Here is a 26,508-nt window from a genome sequence, read left to right as displayed (position 1 = left end):
TCTAAAGCCTAGCTTACGAAGAAATTTCCCTACACCCCCAACTCTTAGCACAGCAAATTTTATATAAAAGTTGAGGGTAATATTATTTAAATCAATGCTAATACAACGGCAAACCACATCACTAATCCATAATAGCCACTCATTAAAAATGCTTTAAAACACTTCTGAGGTATTCTTGCATAAATTAACTTTTGTTGATAAGTCAATATTCCAGCAGCTATACACCATAACAAATAAAAAAACCATTCTACGTTCTTATTTATTGCCCATACCAACCATAAAGAATGCAGAAAAAACAGTAACAAAGCAATAATTAATCTATCATAACTTGCAAAATATATTGCAGTCGATTTGACTCCTATTTTCAAATCATCCTCTTTGTCCGTCATCGCATACATCGTGTCGTAAGCGATAATCCAGGAGAAATTAATTAAAAACAATACAATAAAATCGCTATTTAAATTTTTTCCTGAAGCAATAAATGCCATAGGTATGCCCATGGAGAACGCTAAACCCAAGATCATTTGCGGAGCATTCAAAAATCGTTTGCAAAAGGGATATAAAAAGGTAATTAGTACAGAAATAACAGCAAAATAAAAACAATTGATTGGAAGTTTCAATAATAAAAGCAATGATACACAAAGCAATATAAACAATAAAATAAACGCCTCAGACAAACTGATCTCTCCAGAAGTCAAAGGGCGAAATTGGGTTCGAGCTACATGCTTATCAATATGCCTGTCAGCAATGTCATTAATAACACAACCAGCGGAACGCATGAAAACTGTGCCTAATAAAAAAATCATAAATACATCAATAGAAGGAAAGCCCTGATTTGCCATCCAAAGTGCCCATGCGGTGGGATACCAAAGTAATAAAATTCCTATTGGTTTATTTAAGCGTAATAATCTGACATAGGCATTCCAGGGAATCATAATAAATTTTCCAACTCCGGTAACAAAATTTCAACCAAATAAAATGAACACTTTTCCTGAAATACTAGCTCTGTAAACCTGACCCACATCTGAGAGTATTCAGAACTAATGTATTTTTTAACCCAATGAAACTCAAGATTTAATTGATCTACAGGATAACAAAGTATTGGTAACCGTCTAACACTGCTTTCATCAAAAATTAAATTTCGTATTGACTCATTTTCCAAACGGTTGAAAAATTCTGGCTTAAGAGCATAACACGATTGTGGGATAACAGATCGTGCGTACCAATATACAATCCCTTGATTTTTCATAACAATTTCGCGTTGAAGAATACTATTATCCTGTATACATAGAACATACTTATCCCACCAATTTGGGATAGACCAGTTCTGAGATAAACGTTCTAACTCCGCATTCCCAGTCATTGCTTTTAGTTTATCTGTTAAAGAATCTTGGTATTCCAACCAATCTTTGAGTAATTCTGGCTCTTTGGCATCGGCAATCAGCAGGGATTGGTAATTAATAGGCATACATAAATAATTTGGAAAAAAATTTCATAAGATATTACAAAATTACCTCTTTATGAACAACCATTGCTTATCATTTAAGATGAAAACAAGATCATTTTATTTTGATTTTGTATTAATTAAATCCCCCACCCTAACTCTTCCAAGCCTATTTAAAGTAACCACAACTTTTTCATTGGTTAGCCTATTATCCAAAATAAATTTACCATTACTCATCGCACGATTCGGAATATTGGATATAGTAATTCTATTGGTGGAATCTACTCCTTTCCAATTAATATTCCAGGAATTAACACTCCATTGCCATTGGTGAATCAGCTCAGTTTTATTGGATTTTTGATCGAATCGAGCAAGAACCATCCCGCCGGACCAATTTTCATTAGAACCAAAAGGAACAAGATAAACCGGATTCCCCAAATGAATAGCCTGTATTTTAGAGTATTGAACAGCAGTTTTTATATCATTGATTAACATTTCTCTCTCATTTTTTTGTATTAGAGAAAAAAATGGCCACGAACCTAAAAGTAATAATCCTACAAGCAAAGCTAATGCAAGCATCGTTTCAAGTAGAGTAAATCCTCTTATTTTCATCAATTGAAGTCGCATACCATCTACGAAATTTTATGATGAAGATAAGATGCAATCCTGATAGCAATCGCCTTAGGTGCTATGGCTGCAGCATAAGCTAAAATTTTATTTCTCAGCCCTGGAATAATATACAATTTTCCTTTTTTTAATCCTTTATAGGCAATTTTAGCCACCTTTTCCGGGGTCATCATTCCAATATATCCCCTCTCCAACATAGAGCTTTCCATCCCAGAGGCATGAAAAAAATTGGTTTTTGTTGCTCCAGGACAAAGAATAGACACTGATACCTTAGTATCTTTAAGCTCATAAGCAATAGCATGGGAAAACGTTGCCACATAAGCTTTACTTGCATAGTAGACTGCCATAAAAGGACCCGGTTGAAATGCTGCTGTTGAAGATACCTGTAAAATACTGCCTTCGTTTCGAGCTACAAAATCATGTAGAAAGCATAGTGTTAATTCACTTAAGGAAACCATATTTATGAGCATTAAATCATCGAGCTTGTTCATACCCATCTCAACAAATGAGCCCATATAGCCTATGCCTGCATTATTAACCAGACAATTGACTTCTACACCCTGCTCCTTTAAATCAGTATACAACTTAAGTGCGCTTCCTGGTTTACTTAAGTCATGTACTTTATATTCAGCTTTAACTTGATATTGTGAATTTAATTGCTTTGAAATTTGTTTCAGCTGTTCAGAGTCTCTACCAACAAGTATTAAATCATGGCCATGTGATGCAAACTCATGCGCCAAAGCCAAGCCTATACCTCTCGTGGCCCCCGTTACTAAGGTCATCATGATGAACTCCTCCTTTTACTGTTTGCACAGGCTCCATATTGTTACGTAGGATATTGAGTAACCTAGATACCTCGTCATGCTTTTCCTGCTTTAACAAACTCAAGATCTGTATACATTGAGGAAGACTTAAGTCCCATTTGCCAAAATAGTTTGCTTTTAAAAGATTAATGTCACTATACAATAAATGCCTAACCTCTTTTAATAGATCATAAATTTGTTGGCATGGATTCTCTTTGAGCTCTTGTATTAATTTAACGATAATATGAATAATGATATGAGCATCTCCTGAAATTTTGTTAAAGTGCTCAAGACAATCAAAGGGAGAGTGTATATTTAGTGAATGACGTGCTCGATCTAATAGATTCTTATCAATTTTACTTATTAATAAATCAGCAGATAGTTTTAAAAAAATTGGATAGACCGCCAATAAGACATCATGGTTTCCATTTTCAACTTCCAGGGTATGGTTATGATGCTGGCAGACTGCATTACCAAAAAAAGTTAATGTATTGCTTTCATTGGAAACTGTTTTATTCTTTTCAGGATTAGAGGGTAGTGACGAATTAAAATAAAGTTTTCTAAGCTCTAGGGATTGTTTCATTAAAGCAGTACGGTTAGGCAAGGTAGATTGCACGATTAGATTATTTACAATATTAAACCATTGCTCATCTCCTCTGTAACAACAGTAAGCAAGCAAATCTCCCAAGGAATTAAAAGTAGAGTACATCATTTCCTGATTAACATAGGTATTATTTTTTTTAGTATATCTTATATTAAGATGATCCAGAGTTGATCGATAACCATTTTGGATCAACTCCTCCTGACTCTGCCTTTCTACATTAAATCCTGTAGTGGATACTTTACCGGTTTCAGGAATTATAGTTTGAAGAGCATATTGTCTTAATTTAAGACGATCCCTCTCCCAGCCACTTGCAGGGTCACTGACCCCAGTCAGTAAGCTATAAATCCAGTTTAAGATAAAATTCTCTCGATAAACCTTGTCCATTATTCTATCAATCACATTTCTTTCAATTCCATTATCAAATTGGACTGCCAATACTTTTAAATTATTACCGAATTCAGATTCGAGCAACGTTGAATGATCATCAAAAAAAACTTCAGTTGGAAAATTACTTAATATGCCTCCATCATTATGCTCTTCACCATCCAGTAGGGTATCTCTATACAAAACTGGAAAGCTTGCTGAAATTTTAACTGCTTCACTGACTTCCAATAATGGATAACGATTTGCTGACAAATAAATAGTCTTTCCTGATCGTTTGTTTGTTGCGGTAACAATCAACTCTTTACCTATTCCACAATCAGGAAATTGCTCTCTAAGTGATGCTAAAGTGCTAAAGGTAATTTTTCCCTTAGGATATGGAATTTTATATTTGTTTACTATTTGCCTTACTTTATTTGCGATAGCATAATCCAAAGCAGTTTTTAAAGAATGTGTGTCAGATAATCCATTTCTGTCTATATCAAATTGAACTAAATGTTCTTGTTTGAAATGTTTAAAAAGTTCAGTAATTTCATCAGCAGTGTAACCTAGATAGCACATCAAAGACATGATTGCGCCAGCAGAGCTTCCAGCGAATTTGGTTGGCCTCATCCCAGCTTCATTGAGAGCCTTCCAAACTCCCACATGAGCAAAAATTTTTGCTCCGCCTCCGCAAAAAACCAAATTAGTAATATCAGGTCGCTTCTCTGTGACCAAGATCTCTTTTGATTTGGAGCGCTGATAAATTTTGACAGTTTTAGTTTTATAAAGTAATTCCAAATTGTCGTCTGAAGTGCTTGTTTTTTTAGCGTCGTATGTATCGCCAAAAAATAGTTTAGATATCCATCTCCAAAGTCTGATATACCAAGGCCTCACACCATTGAAACGTTGCATTTTTCTGTAGTCATACATGTCTTTATGACGGGTCTCTGGATCCGTTACATCAATAGATTGAGGATGAGGGCTTTTACAGACAGACTCATAATTAAGATTTTTATAATTGAGTCCAACAAGTTCATCAACCAGTTTATCAGTAATGAATACTCTTTTAACATTACCTAATGGCTCACTTTGGCTATCATTCGGATCTCTGTATTTTGTACCTGAAGGTGGTACCAAAAATTGGTTAAATCCAATTAAGATACCCTGCTTTCCATGACACATTTCAATACCAGTCAGCTGATAATTGACAGAAAGCCCCAAATCTGTTATTTTCCAATGCTCAGATTTATTATTAAATAACCAGTTTTTTAAGATACCCCACCAGCTTAAAGCAACCTCCGCAGTGAAACCTCGATATTCATTCACATAAACGCCACTTAAAAAACCATGCTCTTTGTCTTTTTGATGAGGTTCAAGCAACCATTCAATAAATAAAGCTCTTTTTGATTCACTCAATCGAGTGAAATCAAAAATCATACGTTCATCATCAAATAAATAATTTCCAAGTGCGATCTTGTTATCCGGAGGTAATCCATTAATTCTGAGACGACCCAAGTAAGCTGATATGATTATTTTTTTTAATAAATCCAAATTCTGAGGGTATTTGGTATCAGATTCCAGCAGTTGACTTATGACGTGCTGTGGGGTCATCAGTAAATCCTTACGTCTGGGTAGTCCATAGAATAAATATCTGAAATAATATGAATTATTATTAAATATTTATTAATCATCTTTATTACAATTATCATAAATTTCTATAGAATAAAATAGGAGTGGTACAACTAACTCAAAATGAACAAAATTATACCATATGTATAATTTTTTTAAAGTATGTACCGTCAAAGATCACGCAATAGGGCTGAAACAACCTCATAAGGGTTGATCGCTTGCGTAATTGGTCTTCCAATAACCAGAAAATCACTTCCTTCTCTAATGGCTTGCTGTGGAGTCATTACTCGCGATTGATCATCTTTTAGATTATTTGGCAGTCTTATACCAGGCGTGACGGTAATAAAATTCTCGCCACATTTCTGTTTTATAATTTTGACCTCATGTGCAGAGCTCACTACACCATCAAGCCCAGCTTCTCTTGCAAGCATTGCCAGATGGGTTGCTTGCTCAGGCAATGAATTACTAATACCAACACTAGCCAATTCACCTTCTTCAAAACTGGTTAGCACAGTCACTGCAATCAATAAAGGCTTGTCTTGACCATACATTTTTAAAGATTCCTTAGCGGCTTGCAGCATTTTTAAGCCACCGATGGCATGAACATTTATCATCCATACCCCTAATTCTGCAGCTGAGTGGCATGCTTTAGCAACTGTATTAGGGATATCGTGAAATTTCAAATCTAAAAATACTTTAAACTCTCTTCTTACTAATTCTTTTACAAACTGAGGCCCTAGCAAAGTAAAAAGCTCACTCCCAACCTTAAGTGCACAATGACTCGGATCAAGTTTGTCAACCAACTGTAAAGCGTTATCCTGATTATCAAAATCCAGCGCAACGATTAATTTAGGTGTCATTTATACCATTGCCTCTTCATTCATCATAAGTAAAGCATTTCTAACTGCTGCAACTATTTTAAATTGCTCATCTTCTTGTAAATAAGGGTGCATAGGCAGACTAATTACACGTTGACTAGCTTTTTCAGAGTTTGGAAAATCTCCAAGTCTGTAATTTAAATAACCAAGTGCCTGCTGTTGATGCATAGCTATTGGGTAATGAACAGCTGTAGGTATTCCTGAAGCTTGCATTGACTTTGCAAATGCATCTCTATTCTCAACCTCAATAGTATACTGAGCGTATACACTTGCATTGTATTGATGCACATAAGGAGTTTTGACTAACTCAGAAAGCATTTGATCATAACGTTTTGCTACTTTTTGTCGCAATAAAATTTCATTAGAAAATATTTTAAGTTTCTCAAGTAGTATCGCTGCCTGGATAGTATCCATTCGACCATTAATCCCTACCCGATGATGGCAATAGCGAGCATTTTGTCCATGAATTCTAATTTCAATTAATTTCTTGGCTAAAACATCATCATTAGTAAAACAAGCTCCAGAATCACCATAACCACCTAAAGGTTTTGATGGGAAAAAACTGGTACAGCCAATAGTAGCCAAAGAACAAGAGTATTTGCCTCTATAAGTAGCACCAAAACTCTGAGCCGCGTCTTCAATAACAGGAATACCGTATTTAATTGCAATAGCATTAATAGCATTGTAATCTGCGCATTGCCCATATAAATCAACGGGCATAATAGCCTTGGTTTTCTTGGTGATTGCTCGTTCTAACTGCTCAGGATCCAAATTATAAGTTAAAGGATCTATATCAACAAAGACTGGCGTTGCATGACAAAGGCTAATCACTTCAGCTGTTGCGAAGAAACTGAATGGGCTTGTAATCACTTCATCCCCAGGCTGAATATCCAGAGCCATCAATGCCATTAATAAAGCATCTGTCCCACTTGAATTCACAATCGCATGCTTCACTCCAACAAAAGTGGCTAGCTGTTTTTCAAGTTCTGCAATTTCAGGCCCCATAATATATTGGCCGTGATTTAATACCCTTTTAATGCTGTTTAAAATATCATTCTCAATTAAAGAATATTGTGTTTTTAAGTCGATAAATTGCATTATAATCTCATAATTAGTATATAAATTGTTTAGCTATACCTAAGATCAATACCCTGAAGTTAAGGTAGTCTTAATAAAAATATAAAGTTGCAATAAACTGATTTGAACGCAAACTGCCTTGGCAAATGCTAAGACAAATCAAATTAAATTCCCCATTCGAATTGTTTTACGTAATTCGCAATAATAAATTTGTACGATACCAAGCTAATATGCAACTCTTCATTAACTTTCTGAGAGTATGTATCTCAAGTTAATCCCCTTCCAAACCATGAATAGGCTTCATTCTACCCCACTGTTTACAACTTGGGCAATGCCAATGTAAATGTTTACCACCAAAACCACAATGCCCACAGCGATATATGGGCTTATTATCTAAAAACTTACTAGTAATATCATAAAGCATTTGCAGTTTTTCACGAACTTTCCCATGAGCAGACTCCAAGTGCCAATAAATCAAACGATTCAAACCTCTTATCGATGGATGTTTACTTAAATTATCAGCTACAAAATCAATTGCAATATCCATACCCTTATTTTGTCGCAAATAATCAGCAATAACAAAAATCACCGAAGCTCGGGGATGTTTTTCCAAAGTTTGCTCAAGATAGTGAATACAATCTGGCATGGAGTCCAGCTCTTTATGACAAAGAACCAATGGTTCAATAATTTCAGTTAAAAATTCCGCATCCTGTTGTGGCACTCTTTTTAAAGATCGAATCGCCTGTTTATAACGACCTTCTTTCATTTCAATTGTGGCATTCATCAGACTGGCTCTTACCGATTCCGGATCAACATTCATTGCTTGTTTTATACAATAAATTGCTCTATCCATTGCATTGATTTTAAGTGCTTGACTAGCCATTTCACAATAATAATGAGCTGCTTGATTATGAAAACTGGCTCCGGTAGAAATTTCCAGTTTCTTAATAATATCTAAAGCTTTTTCCCAAGCTTTTTCTTGTTGATAAATTGCTAATAATCCTTGAAGACTGCTCGTATCTCTACTTCCTCCCAATTCGACAACTTCAAGGAATATGCGTTCGGCTCGGTCAAACACTCCAGCACTCATATAATCTTGCCCTAAAGCCATTAGGGCTTCCTTACGTTGTTGAATACTTAATTGAGGCCTGGCAATCAAATTTTGATGGATACGAATAGCCCTGTCTACTTCTCCTCTACGCCTAAACAAGCTACCCAGTGCAAGATGTGTTTCTACTGTATCGCTATCAACTTCTAGAAGCTTGATAAATACGTCAACTGCTTTATCAGATTGTTCATTTAATAAATAATTAAGTCCAACGACATACTCTCGCGATAAGCGATTATGGACATGAGCATCTTTATTGGAATTACTGCGGTTAGCCAGCCACCAGCCAGACCATGCGGCAGCAGGTAATAACAGTGGCCATAAATTAATCATCTATTAATTTTCCTCTCTGCATATCGAGTTTGCACTAATAATAAAATTAATGCTGATCTTGTAGGGGTATTGAACGCAAATTCTTTATTTCCTTTTCAGTTAGTTTTAATTGGTTTTTCATTTTACGACATTCAATTTTTAAACGCCAATATCGTGTAATAAAGAGAATAAAACCTATAAAAACGCCTACTCCGAGCATGATAGTCATAAGAACAGAGATAGGCATAGACACTGTTTTAAAATAAAAATTAACTTGAACCGACGAGGCATTTAGAGCCGCAAAACTAACACCAATAATAATAAGCAGCAGATAAGTTACCAGCATTAATATGCGCATTGAATATTTCCTTTAATCCTTAAGCTAAAACGTCCATCATACCATAATCTTTTTCTCAAAATAAAAAAAAGCGTAGAACTATCTACGCTTTTTTTGTTTTGACTTAAAAAGGTTATTCACCTTCTTTGCTAGCCATTTTTTCTTTCAATAAATCACCCAGAGTAGTTGATGCTGCTTCTGTTCTGGAGTATTTCTTAATTGCATCTGCTTCATCCTGGGCATCTTTTGCCTTGACAGAAAGTGAAATGGTGCGATTTTTTCTATCAATATTAGTGATTTTTGCTTCAACTTCATCACCAACTTTTACAATAGTGGTAGCATCATCAACACGTTCATCGGATAATTCACTGACACGAATTGTACCAGAAACATCTTCTGCTAATGCAACGGTTACAGTTTTAGGTTCTACCGCTGTAACTGTACCTTTAACAATAGAGCCTTTTGTGTAAGTTTCAGCAAAGCTGGCAAAACTGTCACCTTCCAATTGTTTCAATCCTAAAGAAATACGCTCTCTCTCGGGATCGATTGCTAAAATAACAGCTTCTAACTCTTGGCCTTTTTTAAATTGTTTTACTGCTTCTTCGCCAGGAACAGTCCAGGAAATATCAGATAAATGAACCAGTCCATCAATATCACCATCAAGACCTATAAAGATTCCAAAGTCAGTAATAGAGCGAATCTTGCCTTTTACTTTTTCACCTTTATTATGAGTAGATGCGAATTGCTGCCATGGATTACCCACACACTGTTTCATACCTAAAGAAATACGTCGTCGTTCTTCATCAATTTCAAGAACCATAACGTCGACTACATCTCCTAAAGACACTACTTTGCTTGGGTGAACATTTTTATTAGTCCAATCCATTTCTGACATGTGAACCAAGCCTTCTACACCCTCTTCAATTTCAACAAAGCAACCATAATCAGTGATGTTGGTTACTTTACCTTGTAATCTCTTGCCTATTGGGTAACGCTCAACCAAATCAACCCAAGGATCATTTCCTAACTGCTTCATACCCAAGGAAACTCGGTTTCTTTCACTGTCGAAGCTAAGTACTTTAACTTTAACATCCTGCCCTACTGATAACACTTCGCTTGGATGCTTGACTCGCTTCCAGGAAATGTCAGTAATATGTAACAAACCATCTATGCCGCCAAGATCAATGAAAGCACCATAGTCGGTAAGGTTTTTAACGATACCATGAAGCTCTTGGCCATCATGTAAAGATTCCAATAGTGCTTGCCTGTCGGCACTGCTTTCTTCTTCAACTACAGCTCGGCGAGAAACAACAATATTGTTGCGTTTCAAATCCATCTTGATGACTTTAAATTCAAGTTCTTTGCCTTCGAGGTAAGATGGATCTCTTACCGGTCTCACATCAACAAGAGAGCCAGGTAAAAATGCTCTGATTGAGCCAATTTCCACAGTAAAACCGCCTTTGACTTTTCCAGAAATCAAACCAGTGACTGTTTCATTATTTTCGTGACATTTCGATAACTTGCGCCATGCTTCCTGGCGTTTTGCTTTTTCTCTTGAAAGGAGCGTTTCGCCGTGACCATCTTCTACTGAATCCAGGGCCACTTCGACAGTATCGCCTACTTTAACTTCCAGTTCGCCATTTTTATCGTAGAATTCTTCTACAGCAACAATACCTTCTGACTTTAGTCCCGCATTTAAGGTAACAAAATCATCATCAATATCAATGACTTTAGCAGTAATAATGGCACCAGGATAAAATTGAGCTCCGGCAATACTTTGCTCAAATAATTCTTTGAAACTTTCAGACATGTTAATAAACTCTTTAGTAAAAAAATGGAAGAATGAGTTCCACTCACCTTCCCCCCAATTCAAAAATACAAATTATTCAAACGTTCATCAATTAATTTTAATACAATATTGAACACTTGTACAATTGTTAGTCCGGTTGTATCGATCAAGACAGCATCTTCAGCTGGTTTCAATGGCGCATGTGTACGAGCTGTATCCCTTGCATCCCGTTTAGCCAGTTCTTCAACAACCTGGGCGAGGCTAACATTAATTCCATTATCTTGCAACTGTAAATATCGTCTATTTGCTCTTTCTTCTGCACTTGCATATAAATAAACTTTCAAAACAGCATTTGGGAAGACCACCGTACCCATATCTCGCCCATCAGTCACTAATCCAGGAAATTGAGCAAAGTTTCTCTGGCGTTCAAGCAGTGCTGCTCTTACTTCAGGAATCACGGCAATTTGTGAGGCATCCTGACCACATTGTTCACTACGGATTTGCTGACTGACATTTTCATCATCAAGTATTACTTTTGTTTCATTATCTGCAGACGACTCAAAACGTAAATTCAAGGAACGGGCCAAATCAGTCAATTTTTTGATTTCATTCGTTTCGATACTATTTTTCCGAGCAGCATAAGCTAGAACACGATAAATAGCACCACTATCAAGCATATTCCAATGCAGCCTCTTTGCTAGCAAATGACAAATTGTCCCTTTTCCTGTTCCACTTGGACCATCCAACGTAATAACAGGAACCTCATTATTAAAAACCATCAGCTATATTCCTCTATCTGAAAACGAAGCATGTTAGCGGTAGTAACAAAAGATGGAAATGAAGTTGCAACATTGGCACAGTTTTTAATCGTTACAGGAGCATCAGCTACGGCACCAGCAATGGCAAATGACATGGCAATTCGGTGATCTCCTCGACTATTCACCTCACCACCGTGTATACTTCCACCCTCTATCAATATTCCATCATCAAAACCCTCAGCATGAACTCCCAATTGATTTAAGCCATCCACCATAGCACCAATACGATCACTTTCCTTCAAACGCAGCTCTTTAGCACCATGAAGAGTTGTTTTCCCTTGCGCACAAGCGGCTGCAATAAAAATAGCCGGAAATTCATCAATCGCCAAAGGCACCATAGAAGCAGGAATATCGATTCCTTTTAATTGGGAATATCTAATATGTAAATCAGCAACTGGCTCCTCTCCATAGGCACGTTGATTCAAAACGGTAATATCAGCTCCCATTTCAGTTAAAATATGAATAATGCCAGTCCTTGTAGGGTTAATACCTACATTGCGAATTAAAACATCAGAGCCAGGAGTAATAGAAGCCGCAACAATAAAAAATGCAGCAGACGAAATGTCTCCTGGGATATTCAGACGAGTTCCATGACACTCACCGTAACTATCAATAACGATAGAACCATCTTGTATCTGAACTGGATAAGAAAATGTTTTTAACATTCTTTCGGTATGATCCCGACTGACTGCATTTTCAGTTATTTTTGTTTGTCCTTCAGCGTACATACCCGCTAATAACAAGCACGACTTCACCTGAGCACTGGCTTCTGGCATAACATAATGTATTCCATTTAATTTTTTTCCACCTTTGATTACAATAGGTGGCTTCCCATCCTGAGTAGTAACATCTGCCCCCATTTGACTTAAAGGCCTGCTGATTCTTAGCATGGGGCGCTTCAGCAAACTTTCGTCTCCCGTTAACTGGCTATCAAATTGTTGTGCTGCAAGCAATCCAGCCAACAAGCGCATACTGGTGCCTGAGTTGCCACAGTCAATAATATTTTTTGGTTGTTTTAAACCATATTTTCCAACCCCATGAATGATGACACGTTGCTTCTCAGGTCCCTCTATCTTAACTCCCATCGCTTGAAATGCTTTAAGGGTAGCTATGCAATCTTCACCATCCAAAAAGCCATCAATTACTGAAGTTCCAATGGCAATCGCACCAAAAATAATAGAACGATGAGAAATGGATTTATCTCCAGGTACTGTGATTTCACCCTTAAGGTAGTCAACTGGTTTACTTATAAAATTCAACATGCTTAATTAACCATTTTCTTTTTCAAATTCAGACATAAATTCAATGAGCGCATCGACTCCAGCCATAGGCATGGCATTATATAAACTGGCACGCAATCCTCCAGTGATACGATGACCTTTTAAGGCCTTTAACCCACGCTCATTAGCCATATCAAGAAATTTTTGTTCCAAATCCGGATAGTACAGGGAAAAGCAAACATTCATTATAGAGCGGGCGTCTTTAGATACTGGAGTTAAATAAAAATCAGTTGAATCGAGATATTGATACAGCTTCGCAGCTTTCAAACAATTCCTCTGAAATAATCCTTCTATACCCCCTTGGTTTTTTATCCATTCAAACATTTTACTTGCCAAATAACAATTAAATACTGGTGGTGTAGCATATAAGGAGCGATGATCAGCATGATTTTTATAATTCAACATGCTAGGAATCACTAGCTCAGGTTGATTTTGTAGTAATTCCTCATGAATGATAACTACAGTTAAACCTGCATTGGCAATGTTCTTCTGCGCACCAGCAAAAATCAAACCATATTGCCTAATATTTATCGGCTCGCTCAGCAAGCAAGAAGTCATATCCGCAACTAGAGGAACCCCTCCTGTTTTAGGAACATAAGGAAATCTGACTCCATTAATTGTTTCATTTGGGGTATAATAGACATAAGCTGTATTACTTTTTAGCTCCCACTTTTGATAGTCAGGAATTGATACAAATCCTTCTTTCTCTTCATTGCTAAGGTAATATGCTTTTTTTAGAAGATTCGCTTCATGATAAGCCATCTTAGACCAGATTCCCGTAATAAAATAAGCCGCATCATCTCCTGGCCGTAATAAATTCATAGGAATCATGGCAAATTGTGTCCGAGCTGCTCCTCCCAAAAACAATACATGATAATTTTTTGGGATATTTAACAGCTCTCTTAACGATTGCTCTGCGGTACTTAAAAGATTAATGATCTCCGGTGTTCTATGGCCTATTTCAAGTATGGACATCCCGGTATTACGCCAATTAAGAAATTCCTCTTGAATCTCTTTTAATATCTCCTCAGGCAACATGGCAGGGCCAGCTCCAAAATTGAAAACCCTGTCATTCATCACTACTGTCTTCAGCATTAAGAGATGAATCTTCTGCCTCTTCTAATTCTTCTCCTAAATCTACAATTTTTTGCATTCCAACAACTGTCTCACCAGAACTGACATTAATCAGACGAACTCCTTGTGTATTTCGGCCTATCACAGATAATTCATTGACTTTAAAGCGAACCAAAGTTCCTTTATCCGTAATTAACATGGCTTCGTCATTATCGGTAACCTGCAAGGAGCGGACAACTTTACCATTTCGTTCAGTAACCTGAATAGAAATAACACCTTGTCCGCCTCTTCCTGAAACTCGATACTCATCGATATGGGTTCTCTTGCCATAGCCGTTTTCAGTTGCCGTCAAAATAGTACCTCCATTCGGGTCGACTACCACAAGAGATTTAACCGCTTGATCTTTTTCTACTCGAATTCCACGAACTCCTCGAGCCGTGCGCCCCATAGGTCGCACTTTATTTTCATCAAAACGGATTACTTTGCCTGCATCAGTAAATAACATAATATCGCGAGTACCATCAGTAATATCAACCCCTACGAGACTGTCATCCTCTTCCAGATCCACAGCAATAATCCCATTGGATCGTGGCCTGCTAAACGCATTTAAAGGTACTTTTTTAACTGTTCCCTTCTTCGTAGCCATAAACACATAACTACCATCTTTATACTCACGAACAGGGAGCATCGCATTAATCTCTTCACCTTCTGCCAAAGGAAGAATATTAATTATCGGCCTTCCTCTGGAAGTGCGGCTTGCTTGAGGCAATTGATATGCTTTTAACCAATATAATTTGCCATGATTGGAGAAACATAATAAGGTGTCATGAGTACTCGCAATCACCAAACGCTCAACGAAATCCTCATCTTTGACATGAGTTGCCGATTTGCCTTTGCCACCTCGACGCTGAGCCTGATAGGCTGTAATGGGCTGATATTTTACATAACCTTGATGAGATAAAGTGACCACAACGTCTTCTTCGGTAATTAAATCTTCAATAGTCAAATCTTCTTGTGAGGCTGTTATTTCCGTTCGCCTCTCATCACCAAATTGGGATTTAATCTCTATCAATTCATCACGAATCACTTGCATAAGCCTTTCAGGAGAAGCCAATATATCAAGTAATTCCTTAATTAAATTCAGCAGCTCTTCAAATTCATTAATTATTTTATCTTGTTCAAGAGCAGTTAGCCTATGTAATCTTAATTCAAGTATAGCCTGTGCCTGAGCTTCGGATAATTTATATCCATGCTCATGTAAACCATATTCTTCGGTTAAATCATCCGGCCTTGACGCATTTGAACCAGCTTTTTCCAACATAGCCTTTACCAAACCTGGTTGCCATATTTTTCCTAATAAAGCATTTTTTGCATCTTGAGGAGTAGGCGATTGCTTAATTAACGCAATCATTTCATCAATATTAGCCAAGGCGATTCCCAAGCCTTCCAATAAATGGGCTCGACTTCTGGCTTTTTTCAATTCAAATATTGTTCGTCTGGTTACAACTTCTCTTCGATGTTTTATAAAATATTCCAGTATTTGCTTCAAATTCAAAGTACGTGGCTGGCCATCTACCAGGGCAACCATATTAATCCCGAATACATTTTGCATTTGAGTATGAGCGAACAGGTTATTCAATACTACATCTGCTACTTCATTGCGTTTTAATTCAATGACCACTCTCATTCCCTGTTTGTCTGACTCATCCCTCAGACCAGAAATTCCCTCGATTTTTTTATCCCTTACCAATTCAGCAATACGTTCAATCAAACGCGCTTTATTCACCTGATAAGGTAATTCCTGAATAATAATTGATTGACGTCCTGAACTTTCATCCGTTTCAATTTCTGTGCGCGCCCTGATAACAACCCGCCCTTTCCCAGTACGATAACCTTCAATAATTCCAGCACGGCCATTAATAATTGCTGCTGTGGGAAAATCAGGTCCAGGAATAATTTCCATTAAATCTTCAAGACTCGTGTCAGGCTCATCCACCAAAGCAATGCAAGCATTGATCACTTCGGTAAGATTATGTGGTGGTATATTAGTAGCCATTCCTACTGCGATACCGGAAGAACCATTAACTAATAAGTTGGGAATTCGTGATGGCAATACTACTGGAGCAAATTCTGTTTCATCATAGTTAGGACTAAAATCAACTGTTTCCTTATCCAAATCAGCAAGCAAAGCATGTGCCACTTTGGACATTCTTACTTCGGTATAACGCATGGCAGCTGGGGCATCTCCATCTACAGAACCGAAATTACCCTGCCCATCGATTAACAGATAACGCATGGAAAAGGGTTGAGCCATACGAACGATTGTGTCATAAACAGCTGTATCCCCATGAGGATGGTATTTACCGATGACATCCCCTACTACACGAGCAGATTTTTTATACGGTTTATTCCAATCATTACCTAACTCGCTCATCGCAAAAAGAACTCGCCTATGCACTGGCTTTAAACCATCACGTACATCAGGCAATGCTCGACCTACAATAACACTCATCGCATAATCCAAATAGGATTGCTTCAATTCGTCTTCTATGTTGACTGGTAAGACTTCTTTGGCTAGGTATACCATGATTTGGATGTATCCTTTAGACAATAAATTAAGATTAATTTAAAGCAAAAGGATACCACACTGGGCGTCTTAATTAAATGACCTTAAGCTTCAGATAGCCCAGGGATATTTTTAATATTTGCAAGTGATTTTGCAATTAGGGAATCCAGACAAGATTTGACATCAGCTACAAAACTTCCATGTATCCTGTTATTAATCACCACACTTAAGGATAAGCATTTATGCCCAAGCATACTGCCAAGAGCATAGATAGCAGCGGTTTCCATCTCAAGATTAATTACTGAATAACTCTGAGTACAAAATTTTCCTAACTGACTAATAAGATTGGGGTAATGAAGAGGTAACCTTAACTGGCGGCCTTGCGGCCCATAAAAACCACCACAAGTAGCGGTAATTCCTGTATGTCCTAAAGAACTGAAATGTTCGGCTAATTGAGGACAAGATTCAGAAATATAAAATGGACCACTATCTCCCTTTAGATACTGAGATAACTCTTCCTTAATTCTTTCAAGAACTCCCTTCGGCTTATACTGATAATAATCAATCAAACTATCAAAACCAATTGCATATCGACTAATCACTATATCGCCAGGTAAACAATTCGCAATCACTCCCCCTGTTGTGCCTAATCGAATTATTGTTAAACTCTTTTTGTTAGTATTCACAGTTCGTGTAGATAAATCGATGTTTGCCAAAGCATCCAGTTCATTCATCACGATATCTATATTTGGCATACCAATACCAGTGGAGAGAACAGTAATTCTATTGCTTCCAAGATAACCAGTATGGGTAACAAACTCTCGATGGGACCGTTGTACTTCAATTTTATCAAAATGCTGACTGACCTGGCTCACTCGCCCAGGGTCTCCGACTGTAATAATGAGATCAGCTATTTCTTCGGTTCTTAAATCAAGATGATATACCGCACCACGATGATTAATAGGTAATTCGGCTGGAGTTATCATTTTTTTTTCTATTATTCCTCAAATTTGTAAACCATAATATATAATCAATGTATACGGTTGCAAATGATCTAAATTATTTGAATGTTTAATTAATATTGGATATGGGACTAGCATTTTTAATGACCAAAATTATGTTTAATTTGACTGTATGTTGTCATTTTTATATAGTTCCGCGCACTAACGAAAGTATGAATGCTTAAAGCATGTAAATAATCAGGAGAAGCAATGACTCAAAAGACAGCGAAACTCAGCATCGATGGGCAAGAGACGATTGATTTACCAATCTATACTCCCACCCTAGGTAATGATGTGATTGATATTACCCAGCTTGGTTCACATGGCGTCTTTACCTTTGATCAAGGTTTTTTATCAACTGCCTCCTGTGAATCAAAAATTACCTATATTGATGGGGATAAAGGCATTTTGTTGTATAGGGGTTATCCTATAGAACAATTGGCAGAAAAAAAGGACTTCCTTGATGTAAGTTACTTATTACTCAATGGGGAACTACCTAACAAAGAAGAAAAGAAAGCTTTTGTCAGTCTCATCAACAATCATACTATGGTTCATCAGCAAATGTACCAGTTTTTGAATGGATTCAGACGTGACGCTCACCCAATGGCTATTATGGTTGGAATTGTGGGTGCCTTGTCTGCTTTCTATCATGAATCTATGGATTTGAATAACGCACAAGACCGCTTTATTTCCGCAATCAGGCTGGTTGCTAAAATGCCTACTCTAGCCGCAATGAGCTATAAATACTCGATTGGCATGCCTTATATGTATCCTAAAAACAAAATGTCTTATGCAGAAAACTTTCTTCATATGATGTTTGGTGTTCCATCTGAAGATACGACGCCAGATCCTGTATTGGTAAGGGCTATGGATACTATTTTTATTCTCCATGCTGACCATGAACAGAATGCCTCTACATCGACAGTACGTCTGGCAGGCTCTACTGGAGCTAACCCATTTGCGTGTATTTCAGCCGGTATAGGTGCTTTATGGGGTCCTGCTCATGGTGGAGCGAATGAAGCCTGCCTAAATATGTTAAAAGAAATAGGCGATGTGAGTCGTATCGAACATTACATTAAACGAGCTAAAGATAAAAATGATCCATTCCGTTTGATGGGGTTTGGGCACAGGGTCTATAAAAGCTATGATCCAAGAGCAAAAGTAATGCGTAAGACCTGTTATGATGTGTTAGAAGCTGTGGGAGCAAAAGACGCGCCTTTATTCAAATTAGCGATGGAACTTGAACGCATTGCTCTTGAAGATGAATATTTCATTGAGAAAAAACTCTACCCAAATGTAGACTTTTACTCGGGACTGACTTTAAGCGCTATTGGGATACCAACCAATATGTTCACAGTGATATTTGCTCTGGCTCGCACTGTTGGATGGATGAGTCACTGGATGGAAATGGTAGCTACCAAATCACGTATTGGCAGACCTCGCCAATTATATACCGGTGAAAAAATCCGTGACGTAAAATAAAAAATACAACCAATTCATCAGTAGCTTGTATTAGACTATAATATGGGCTACTTCAATCTAATTTAATCTGACCAAGTAAATCATAACACCTACCGTTAGCCAAAACCATATAAGAATAAGATGGCCTATGTTTGTCTTGCTTTAACCATTGCCAACGCTTCTAACCAACCACGAAAATCTTTTTCAACCACCGCTCTTTCTCTAGAAGGCTGAAACTCGTTCTCAACGTCCCATATCTTATTTACTGAAGAAATTGAATCAAATTGTCCAGAGCCAATTGCGGCTAATACTGCTGCTCCTTTGGCAGTCGTTTCAATGTCCTTGGGTTTTTGAATTGTCAACTGGCACTGATCAGCCATAAATTGTAGAAACCATTGGTTTACTGCCATACCTCCATCCGCTCTTAATAAAGTCAAATCCAATTGACTATCATCTCTCATACAGGTTAATACATCACGTGTTTGATAACAAACACCTTCCAGGGCAGCTCTTGCAAAATGTGCTCTGTTCGTTGAACGGGATACACCTATAATAGCTGTTCCTGTTATTGATAACCAGTGAGGTGCTCCAAGACCAGTAAAAGATGAAACAAGATATACGCCGTTATTGCTATCAAGACTTTGTGCCAATGTTTCGGTTTCACCAGAATGGGATATCAATTTCATTTCATCCCGTAACCATTTAACAGTTGTTCCGGCATGATAAATACTGCCCTCCAAACCATAAATTGTTTTTTCTTTAATTTTATAAGCAATAGTAGTTAATAATTTGTGCTTTGAGAATACAGGTTTATCCCCTGTGTTGAGCAATAAAAATCCTCCAGTACCAAAAGTAGCCTTAACCATTCCTCTATCGAAACAGCCCTGCCCAATTAAAGCAGCTTGTTGATCACCTGCAACGCCGGTAATTGGAATTTCTACTCCCAACCATTCTTTATCTATCACTCCAAAATGACTATCACTGGAGTGAACCTCTGGCAATGTTGATTCAGGAATGGAAAACAGTTCGAGTAACTGCTTATCCCATTTTTCATGATGAATATTAAATAGCATAGTCCTGGATGCATTGGTCATATCGGTAGCATGCCTGGCCCCTTTAGTCATTCGCCATATTAAAAAACTGTCTATTGTCCCAAATGCCAAATCCCCCTGGTTAATTAGTGATTGAGCTTGAGAATTATTCTTTAGTAACCAGTTTAATTTGCTTGCTGAAAAATAGGGGTCAGGAAGTAGTCCGGTTTTTTCTTGTATCATTGACGAGCATTCAGACAAGGAAAAACAAAACTCTTCAGTACGTCTATCCTGCCATACAATAGCTGGTGCGAGGCATTCCCCTGTATTTTTATTCCAAATCAGAGTCGTTTCTCGTTGGTTGGTAAGACCACAGCATAAAATTGCTTTTCCCTGAACTTGAGATACAACATCCCGCATCGCATTCAGAGTTTTTTGCCATATTTCCTCAGGATCGTGTTCTACCCAACCCAAATTGGGGTAATATTGAGTAAGAGGATACTGGCTATTTGCGATTAAATCACCCTGAAGGGTGTAGATCATAGCGCGAGTACTACTTGTTCCCTGGTCAATGGCTAGTATATAGTTCATTATTATAAAGTCCCTCTATATTTATATTATATTGAGTGTAATCTTTTTTCGGAGATAAAAACATGGATCAGGTTTTTGATGTTGCTATTATTGGTGGAGGCATCAATGGCTGTGGCTGCGCTGCAGATGCAGCATTAAGAGGACTTTCTGTGATACTCTTCGAGCAGGACGATCTGGCATCCAAAACCTCATCAAGTAGCACAAAATTAATTCACGGCGGTTTAAGGTATTTAGAGCATTATGAATTTGGTTTAGTCAAAAAAGCACTCCAGGAGCGTCAAACGCTTCTCAATTTGGCCCCCCATTTAGTCCACTCCCAATCTTTTGTTTTGCCCTACTTAAAACATATGCGCCCCTCATGGTTACTGAGATTAGGTTTATTTTTTTATGACCATCTCAGCCGAAAAAATCATTTACCTAAATCCAAATCGATCCGCAGAAATAATAAGAATAATTATTTTACTCCACTAAAAGAGGAGTTAAATCGCGGTTTTCTTTTCTATGATGCCACCACAGATGATGCTCGCTTAACCATTCTCAATGCCATACAAGCCAAAAATCATGGCGCAAGCATAAAGCCGCATGCCAAAGTAATCTGCGCTGAGGTAATCAATAACATATGGCATTTAACTATCCAGCCTACGAAAGGGCAGTGCTATAAAGCTTATTCTAAATGCATCATTAATGCTGCAGGACCATGGGTTCAATCAATTGCTCAATTAACTCAAACACCTATCCAGAAAGATATTACTCTGGTTAAAGGTAGCCATATTATCGTTCCCAAACTTTTTGAGGGTAATCATGCTTATTTCTTACAGCATAATGACGAGCGGGTTATATTTATCATCCCCTATCATGGCTTTAGCATGATTGGAACCACCGATATCCACTATACTGGAGATCTTAACCAGATAGAGATTAGTGAAGAAGAAATTGATTACTTAATTGAATTGGTAAATGACTACTTCAAGTTTAAAATAACAAAAGAAGATATAGTCCATTCCTGGAGTGGTATAAGGCCTCTATTAGCTGATGATAGCAAGGAAGTAAAATCATTAAGTCGTGACTATTCCTATGAGTTTAACAGCTCCCCTGCTCCCATTATTACAATTTTTGGTGGGAAAATAACAACATACAGGCAGTTGGCCGAAGAAGTCATAAATCAACTGACCTCTATATTCCCACAAATGAAGCCATCGAAAACAAAGCATACTCCTTTACCGGGAGCTACTTTAGCGGATATGAGTTTTGCACAATATGTTAATTACGCCAGGACAAAATATCATTGGCTGGATGATGCGCTATTAAATCGCTACCTCAATACGTATGGTTGTTATACAGAAATTTTTCTTTCGCAATGTAACAATATGGAAGCAATGGGAAAAAAATATGGCCCATCACTCTATCAAGTGGAAGTAGATTACCTTATTTTAGAAGAGTGGGCTAATTATTGTGATGACATACTAAACCGCCGTACTAAACTCGGCCTTACTATGGATAATGCCAGTAAAAAAGAACTTGCGGATTATCTGGCCAGTATTTCTACTTATCCTTCTGCTCAAGCTGAGCTCGTATTTCACTAACGTCAGCATCTAGTGCTTGTTGCGCCAATTCTTTTAAAGTGGATTCGGGTATGCTTCCAGCATCAGAATAAATAACAATACTGTCTTTGAAGACCATAAGATGAGGAATGGATCGGATCTCGAAAAAATCTGCTAACTCTTGTTGTTCCTCAATGTTCACTTTGACAAATTTAATAGTTGGAAACTGATCCGAAACTTGCTCATATACTTTTGAAAATTGCTTACAGGGAGCACACCACTCAGCCCAGAAATCAATAAAAACTATCTCATTGTCATTAATTAATGATTCAAATTCAGCGCTGTTTATAGTCTGGGTCGGCATGTTAGCTCCTAAGTTTCGAGTATCGTTACGATGTTATCAAATATTTGCTCTACTGTACCTGTACCACTAATAGTGTGAAATTTTGGAGCTTCTTTAGAACCAGATTCGGCCAATTCCTTATAATATTGCACCAATGGCGCTGTTTGGTTATGGTAAACCTGTAAGCGCTTGCGTATTGTCTCTTCTTTATCATCATCACGTTGAATCAGAGGTTCGCCTGTGATGTCATCTACACCCGGATTTTTCGGCGGTTGATTCACAACATGATAAACTCTTCCAGAAGGCTGGTGAATACGACGTCCACTGATACGCTCAATTATTTCTTCGTCATCGACAGCTATTTCTATCACATGATCCAAATGGATTCCTGCATCTTTTAAAGCTTCAGCCTGAACTAAGGTTCTTGGAAAACCATCAAACAGGAATCCTCTATCACAATCAGAGTTTTTTAGCCTTTCTTTCACTAATCCGATAATAATATCATCAGACACCAACCCGCCTGATTCCATAATTTTTTTGGCACTTAATCCTAAAGGCGTACCTTTTGCTATAGCAGCACGCAACATATCACCGGTAGAGATTTGAGGAATTTTATAACGGTTAATTAAAAGTGAAGCTTGGGTTCCTTTACCGGCTCCCGGTCCACCTAAAAGCATTAATCGCATCCAAAACTCCTTAAATAATTCGTAATCATTATATACTTTCGAATATAGTAACATATTAGCACTATAAAATTTTATAATTATTTAGTGCATATTGACAAATAATTTGGGGCATGCATAGTATTAAAAAACTATACGAGCCGTTCAAGAAAACTCTTTTATGATTATATGTATCGAGTTAGCACACCCTAAGCTGACCATCACTCACCTTATCTTTTCAAGGTTTATTCTGTTAACAATAAACAGGATATTACCTGATTTTCTATTTAAAAATAGAAACGTATACCTTACTTAAAATTGACCTCAGGTCATGTTAATTACCACCAGGAACGTGACTTCAGCGAGCCTTGACAAGAATTGAGCTGCATTGCGTAAAGTTGTGACTTAGCCTTCACTTTGCGTGCTACAGAAATCAACCATGGTTTTTTCAAATAGGTTTTCCTTTGATAACCGCCTATCCCTTCATGATAAGCCAAATAAAGTGAGTAAGCATCTGTTCGAGGAATACCTGCTTTAACATTCGCCTGGTTAGCATACCAACCTATAAAATCAACACCATCTCCAAAATCGTCGCGTGATGACCAAAACCATCCATTAGTGCGTTTATAATTGTCCCAAGTCGAACGCAACGCTTGAGTATATCCGTAAGCAGTCGATGGTCTTGTCCATGGGATTATCCATAACAGTTTGGTTCTTGGTGGCCTGGCTCTGGCATTAAATTTTGATTCTTGATGAATAATAGCCATTTGGACTGGAACTGGAACCTTCCAACGCCGCTCAACATCTTTCGAATCCACATACCACTTCGGGTATTGTTTAAATATATTACAAATATTATTAATGTCTGCTGGAGGTTTGCTGACACAGCCCGTAAGAAAAACGCTAAAACAAAGTAAAGTAAATCTAATCTTCATGATTTAATGATAAAAAAATCCATCCTGCAGTATTGAATATCAATGCTACGATATAAGGTATCAATTTAAAAAATATTGTATCAAATATACTGCATACAATCTATGTCATTTACAGTTACTTCTATTCTCTCACATGATAGAATCAATCCAGTATCTAAATTATGAGATTGACAGCTCTGGAATATTTTATAAATCTAGAGATTTGTCGATAGTTTCAAACAAATTTGGAAAATAAGAATTAAGGCCGAACTGGATTAATAAATTATGACAATACTTGTTTTTGATATTGAAACAATTCCAGATATTGAGTCAGGGCGAAGGCTTTTTGCACTTGATGGCTTATCCGATGAAGATACGGCATGCGCTATGTTTGCCTTAAGGCGCGAGAAAACTGGCAATGATTTTTTGCCTCATTACTTACAAAAGATCTGCGCTATATCTGTGGTAATCAGTCATGGAACTCAAATAAAAGTATGGTCTCTTGGCGATGAAAATTCTGATGAAAAAGAATTAATAACCCGTTTTTTTGCTGGAATTGACAAACACACGCCCACCTTGGTGAGCTGGAATGGTAGTGGATTTGATCTTCCCGTACTGCATTACCGATCGTTATACTATAGTATTAGCGCCCCCACTTATTGGGAGACAGGGGAAAATCAACAAACCTTTAAATGGAACAATTATCTAAGTCGCTTTCACTATCGACACATTGATCTAATGGATGTTCTTGCAGGATATCAGAACAAAGCATTTGCCCCCCTTGATGATATTTCAACCATGTTAGGTTTCCCTGGAAAAATGGGAATGAGTGGCTCAAAAGTTTGGGAACAATACCAGGCAGGCCAATTAAAAGAAATACGAGATTATTGTGAAACAGACGTACTCAACACCTATTGTGTGTATTTAAGATTTGAGCTGATGCGCGGCACAATTAGCCAGGAAGGTTATGACAGAAGCATGAAACAACTCAAAAACTATTTAAATACTGAGCAAGATAAGATGCATCTACAGGAATTTCTCAAAAAAATGACCTGAATATCTAAATCATCTCTGTAAACTAACTGCCTTATCCTCACACTACCTGCCTCTAAAAAGGTCTCTTCCCCGTAAAAGCCAGGCTATGACTATCTGCTTCAATAACTTCCAAGGCTTTGACGAAGTCATCACTTTTCAAGTGACTTAAGGTGCTATGATACCGTTCAAGCCCTAGCTGCTCGTAAGAGCTCAAATCAACTGCATTGGCTCCATTTGCCAATTGAGTCCATGACCAAATCGTTATCCACCATTCAATGATGGGTTTATAAACCTCTATCCATGCCAAAAGAGAGTCACTCAGTTCCTCTGTATTAAAGTAAGCTTTCAACAGAATAAGCTGTTGTTCTCGGTTTAACTTAGCTTCAACCATAAAATAAACTAAATCCCAAATAAAATCATTATTACTGGAATATTCCCAATCAATCTGATGAATCTTTTCTGAACCCTTGATTTCTGGATTTTCTGATAAGATAAAATTAAGTGGCGTTGTATCATTATGACAAGGAAATTGCTGAATATGATAAGAAGAAAAAATCTCCTGTAGCTTCTTCATCCGTTGTTCAATAAAATCTATTTCTCCAGGGAAATTAAAGGGCTTTCGTTTTAATAAATCCAACAGCTCTTCATTTCGTTCAAAAAAATGAGTGTCATTATCAAAAGAAGTAGACTTATGCAGTTTTCTCATCATAGTGGCTACCTCATGCAGAATTTCCTTCCGGGCCAAGGCTTTATCATCCAGTGAATGCACTCCTTCTATAAAGCGAGTTACCTGCAACCCATCTTCTGGATCAAAGAAAGCTATCGGAACATTCAGTCCAAGTTTTTCGGCTTGTTTAGCATTATGAGCTTCATCTCTTCTGGTTATAAATGTTGAAGAACCTTTTCCAGGAATCCGCATAACCCATTTCTCAGGGGCATTTTTAATTCTTAGCCTAAATGTGGAATTCGTCATACCACCTGTCATTAATTTTAATTTCAAAACGTCAAGACCCAGATTCACAAATAGAGGTATTCGATGAATCACTGGTAGCATAGATAGGTATTGCTGTGTCAATTGAACCAGCCTAGACCAGTCTTTATTCACTAAAGAAGCAACAGACTGAGACTTGGGATCTAGCAAACTGAGTATGTAAATGATTAAATGTTCGCTTAATTTGGGTTTATTATTATCATCGCCAAAAAAATATAATTTCATAAAC

Annotated in this window: 23 protein-coding genes; 3 read left to right on the top strand and 20 right to left on the bottom strand. The window is 37.4% G+C overall.

Annotated features, from left to right (window positions below; all coding sequences use genetic code 11):
• Window positions 1-86 precede the first annotated feature (86 nt).
• The 15 genes from ubiA to OQJ02_RS06570 all read right to left on the bottom strand — a co-directional run bounded on the left by ubiA (window position 87) and on the right by OQJ02_RS06570 (window position 17,695).
• Entirely contained in the window at window positions 87-935 is an 849-nt protein-coding gene (gene ubiA / locus OQJ02_RS06640) for a 4-hydroxybenzoate octaprenyltransferase (protein ID WP_265718432.1), read from the bottom strand.
• A complete protein-coding gene (locus tag OQJ02_RS06635; protein WP_265718431.1) occupies window positions 932-1,468 on the bottom strand; it encodes a chorismate--pyruvate lyase family protein in 537 nt (178 codons plus the stop codon). The genes ubiA and OQJ02_RS06635 overlap by 4 nt, the downstream gene beginning before the upstream one ends.
• A gap of 96 nt (window positions 1,469-1,564) precedes the next feature.
• A complete protein-coding gene (locus OQJ02_RS06630) occupies window positions 1,565-2,071 on the bottom strand; it encodes a GspH/FimT family pseudopilin (protein WP_265718430.1) in 507 nt (168 codons plus the stop codon).
• Window positions 2,072-2,076: 5 nt separating this feature from the next.
• A complete protein-coding gene (locus tag OQJ02_RS06625; RefSeq protein ID WP_265718429.1) occupies window positions 2,077-2,856 on the bottom strand; it encodes an SDR family NAD(P)-dependent oxidoreductase in 780 nt (259 codons plus the stop codon).
• A complete protein-coding gene (vpdC, locus tag OQJ02_RS06620; protein WP_265719804.1) occupies window positions 2,801-5,455 on the bottom strand; it encodes a Dot/Icm T4SS effector VpdC in 2,655 nt (884 codons plus the stop codon). The genes OQJ02_RS06625 and vpdC overlap by 56 nt, the downstream gene beginning before the upstream one ends.
• A 185-nt stretch (window positions 5,456-5,640) precedes the next feature.
• Entirely contained in the window at window positions 5,641-6,330 is a 690-nt protein-coding gene (gene pyrF, locus OQJ02_RS06615; protein ID WP_265718428.1) for an orotidine-5'-phosphate decarboxylase, read from the bottom strand.
• Window positions 6,331-7,446, bottom strand: a complete 1,116-nt coding sequence (locus OQJ02_RS06610) for a DegT/DnrJ/EryC1/StrS family aminotransferase (protein ID WP_265718427.1) — start codon at window positions 7,444-7,446, stop codon at window positions 6,331-6,333.
• 250 nt (window positions 7,447-7,696) lie between these two features.
• A complete protein-coding gene (lapB, locus tag OQJ02_RS06605; protein WP_265718426.1) occupies window positions 7,697-8,866 on the bottom strand; it encodes a lipopolysaccharide assembly protein LapB in 1,170 nt (389 codons plus the stop codon).
• A gap of 46 nt (window positions 8,867-8,912) precedes the next feature.
• Entirely contained in the window at window positions 8,913-9,203 is a 291-nt protein-coding gene (locus OQJ02_RS06600) for a LapA family protein (protein WP_027221602.1), read from the bottom strand.
• A gap of 112 nt (window positions 9,204-9,315) precedes the next feature.
• Window positions 9,316-10,992, bottom strand: coding sequence for a 30S ribosomal protein S1 (gene rpsA / locus OQJ02_RS06595; RefSeq protein ID WP_010947150.1), 1,677 nt, complete (start codon window positions 10,990-10,992; stop codon window positions 9,316-9,318).
• A 59-nt stretch (window positions 10,993-11,051) separates the two neighbouring features.
• Window positions 11,052-11,750, bottom strand: coding sequence for a (d)CMP kinase (gene cmk / locus OQJ02_RS06590; RefSeq protein WP_265718425.1), 699 nt, complete (start codon window positions 11,748-11,750; stop codon window positions 11,052-11,054).
• Window positions 11,750-13,051 (bottom strand): 3-phosphoshikimate 1-carboxyvinyltransferase, encoded by a 1,302-nt coding sequence (aroA, locus tag OQJ02_RS06585; protein ID WP_265718424.1) that lies wholly within the window; start codon window positions 13,049-13,051, stop codon window positions 11,750-11,752. Before aroA ends, cmk begins: the two co-directional genes overlap by 1 nt.
• Window positions 13,052-13,057: 6 nt before the next feature.
• On the bottom strand, window positions 13,058-14,146 hold the full coding sequence (gene serC / locus OQJ02_RS06580; RefSeq protein WP_265719803.1) for a 3-phosphoserine/phosphohydroxythreonine transaminase: 1,089 nt from the start codon (window positions 14,144-14,146) through the stop codon (window positions 13,058-13,060).
• Complete coding sequence (gene gyrA / locus OQJ02_RS06575; RefSeq protein ID WP_265718423.1) at window positions 14,139-16,730, bottom strand: DNA gyrase subunit A; 2,592 nt, start codon at window positions 16,728-16,730, stop codon at window positions 14,139-14,141. Before gyrA ends, serC begins: the two co-directional genes overlap by 8 nt.
• Before the next feature lie 83 nt (window positions 16,731-16,813).
• Entirely contained in the window at window positions 16,814-17,695 is an 882-nt protein-coding gene (locus OQJ02_RS06570; RefSeq protein ID WP_265718422.1) for a nucleoside phosphorylase, read from the bottom strand.
• A 225-nt stretch (window positions 17,696-17,920) separates the two neighbouring features.
• Here OQJ02_RS06570 and gltA point away from each other — a divergent pair, with 225 nt between their 5' ends.
• Window positions 17,921-19,192: a citrate synthase gene (gltA, locus tag OQJ02_RS06565; RefSeq protein WP_265718421.1), complete on the top strand. Its 1,272-nt coding sequence runs from the start codon at window positions 17,921-17,923 to the stop codon at window positions 19,190-19,192.
• Window positions 19,193-19,317: 125 nt separating this feature from the next.
• Here the strand turns inward: gltA and glpK are convergent, their stop codons facing one another.
• Window positions 19,318-20,793: a glycerol kinase GlpK gene (gene glpK, locus OQJ02_RS06560; RefSeq protein ID WP_265718420.1), complete on the bottom strand. Its 1,476-nt coding sequence runs from the start codon at window positions 20,791-20,793 to the stop codon at window positions 19,318-19,320.
• Between the two features lie 62 nt (window positions 20,794-20,855).
• Between glpK and glpD the strand changes: the two genes are divergently transcribed.
• Entirely contained in the window at window positions 20,856-22,376 is a 1,521-nt protein-coding gene (gene glpD, locus OQJ02_RS06555; RefSeq protein ID WP_265718419.1) for a glycerol-3-phosphate dehydrogenase, read from the top strand.
• Here glpD and OQJ02_RS06550 read toward each other — a convergent pair.
• The 3 genes from OQJ02_RS06550 to OQJ02_RS06540 all read right to left on the bottom strand — a co-directional run bounded on the left by OQJ02_RS06550 (window position 22,336) and on the right by OQJ02_RS06540 (window position 24,274).
• On the bottom strand, window positions 22,336-22,698 hold the full coding sequence (locus OQJ02_RS06550; RefSeq protein ID WP_265718418.1) for a thioredoxin family protein: 363 nt from the start codon (window positions 22,696-22,698) through the stop codon (window positions 22,336-22,338). The two genes, glpD and OQJ02_RS06550, sit on opposite strands and share 41 nt — an antisense overlap.
• Before the next feature lie 8 nt (window positions 22,699-22,706).
• The gene (gene adk / locus OQJ02_RS06545; protein WP_265718417.1) at window positions 22,707-23,363 is read right to left on the bottom strand and encodes an adenylate kinase; all 657 of its coding nucleotides are present in this window, start codon (window positions 23,361-23,363) and stop codon (window positions 22,707-22,709) included.
• Window positions 23,364-23,677: 314 nt separating this feature from the next.
• Window positions 23,678-24,274, bottom strand: coding sequence for a hypothetical protein (locus OQJ02_RS06540; protein ID WP_265718416.1), 597 nt, complete (start codon window positions 24,272-24,274; stop codon window positions 23,678-23,680).
• A 264-nt stretch (window positions 24,275-24,538) separates the two neighbouring features.
• On the opposite strand from OQJ02_RS06540, the gene OQJ02_RS06535 reads away from it, so the two are divergent.
• On the top strand, window positions 24,539-25,309 hold the full coding sequence (locus OQJ02_RS06535) for a 3'-5' exonuclease (protein ID WP_265718415.1): 771 nt from the start codon (window positions 24,539-24,541) through the stop codon (window positions 25,307-25,309).
• A gap of 52 nt (window positions 25,310-25,361) precedes the next feature.
• Here the strand turns inward: OQJ02_RS06535 and OQJ02_RS06530 are convergent, their stop codons facing one another.
• Window positions 25,362-26,504 carry a phosphotransferase family protein gene (locus OQJ02_RS06530; RefSeq protein ID WP_265718414.1) on the bottom strand — a complete coding sequence of 381 codons (1,143 nt, stop codon included), beginning with the start codon at window positions 26,502-26,504 and terminating at the stop codon, window positions 25,362-25,364.
• Between the last annotated feature and the right edge of the window lie 4 nt (window positions 26,505-26,508).

It is taken from the genome of Legionella sp. PATHC032 (genome assembly GCF_026191185.1).
GTDB lineage: Bacteria > Pseudomonadota > Gammaproteobacteria > Legionellales > Legionellaceae > Legionella.
Note: the sequence above shows the minus strand (reverse complement) of the source record. Positions and strands in the feature narration are given on the sequence as shown.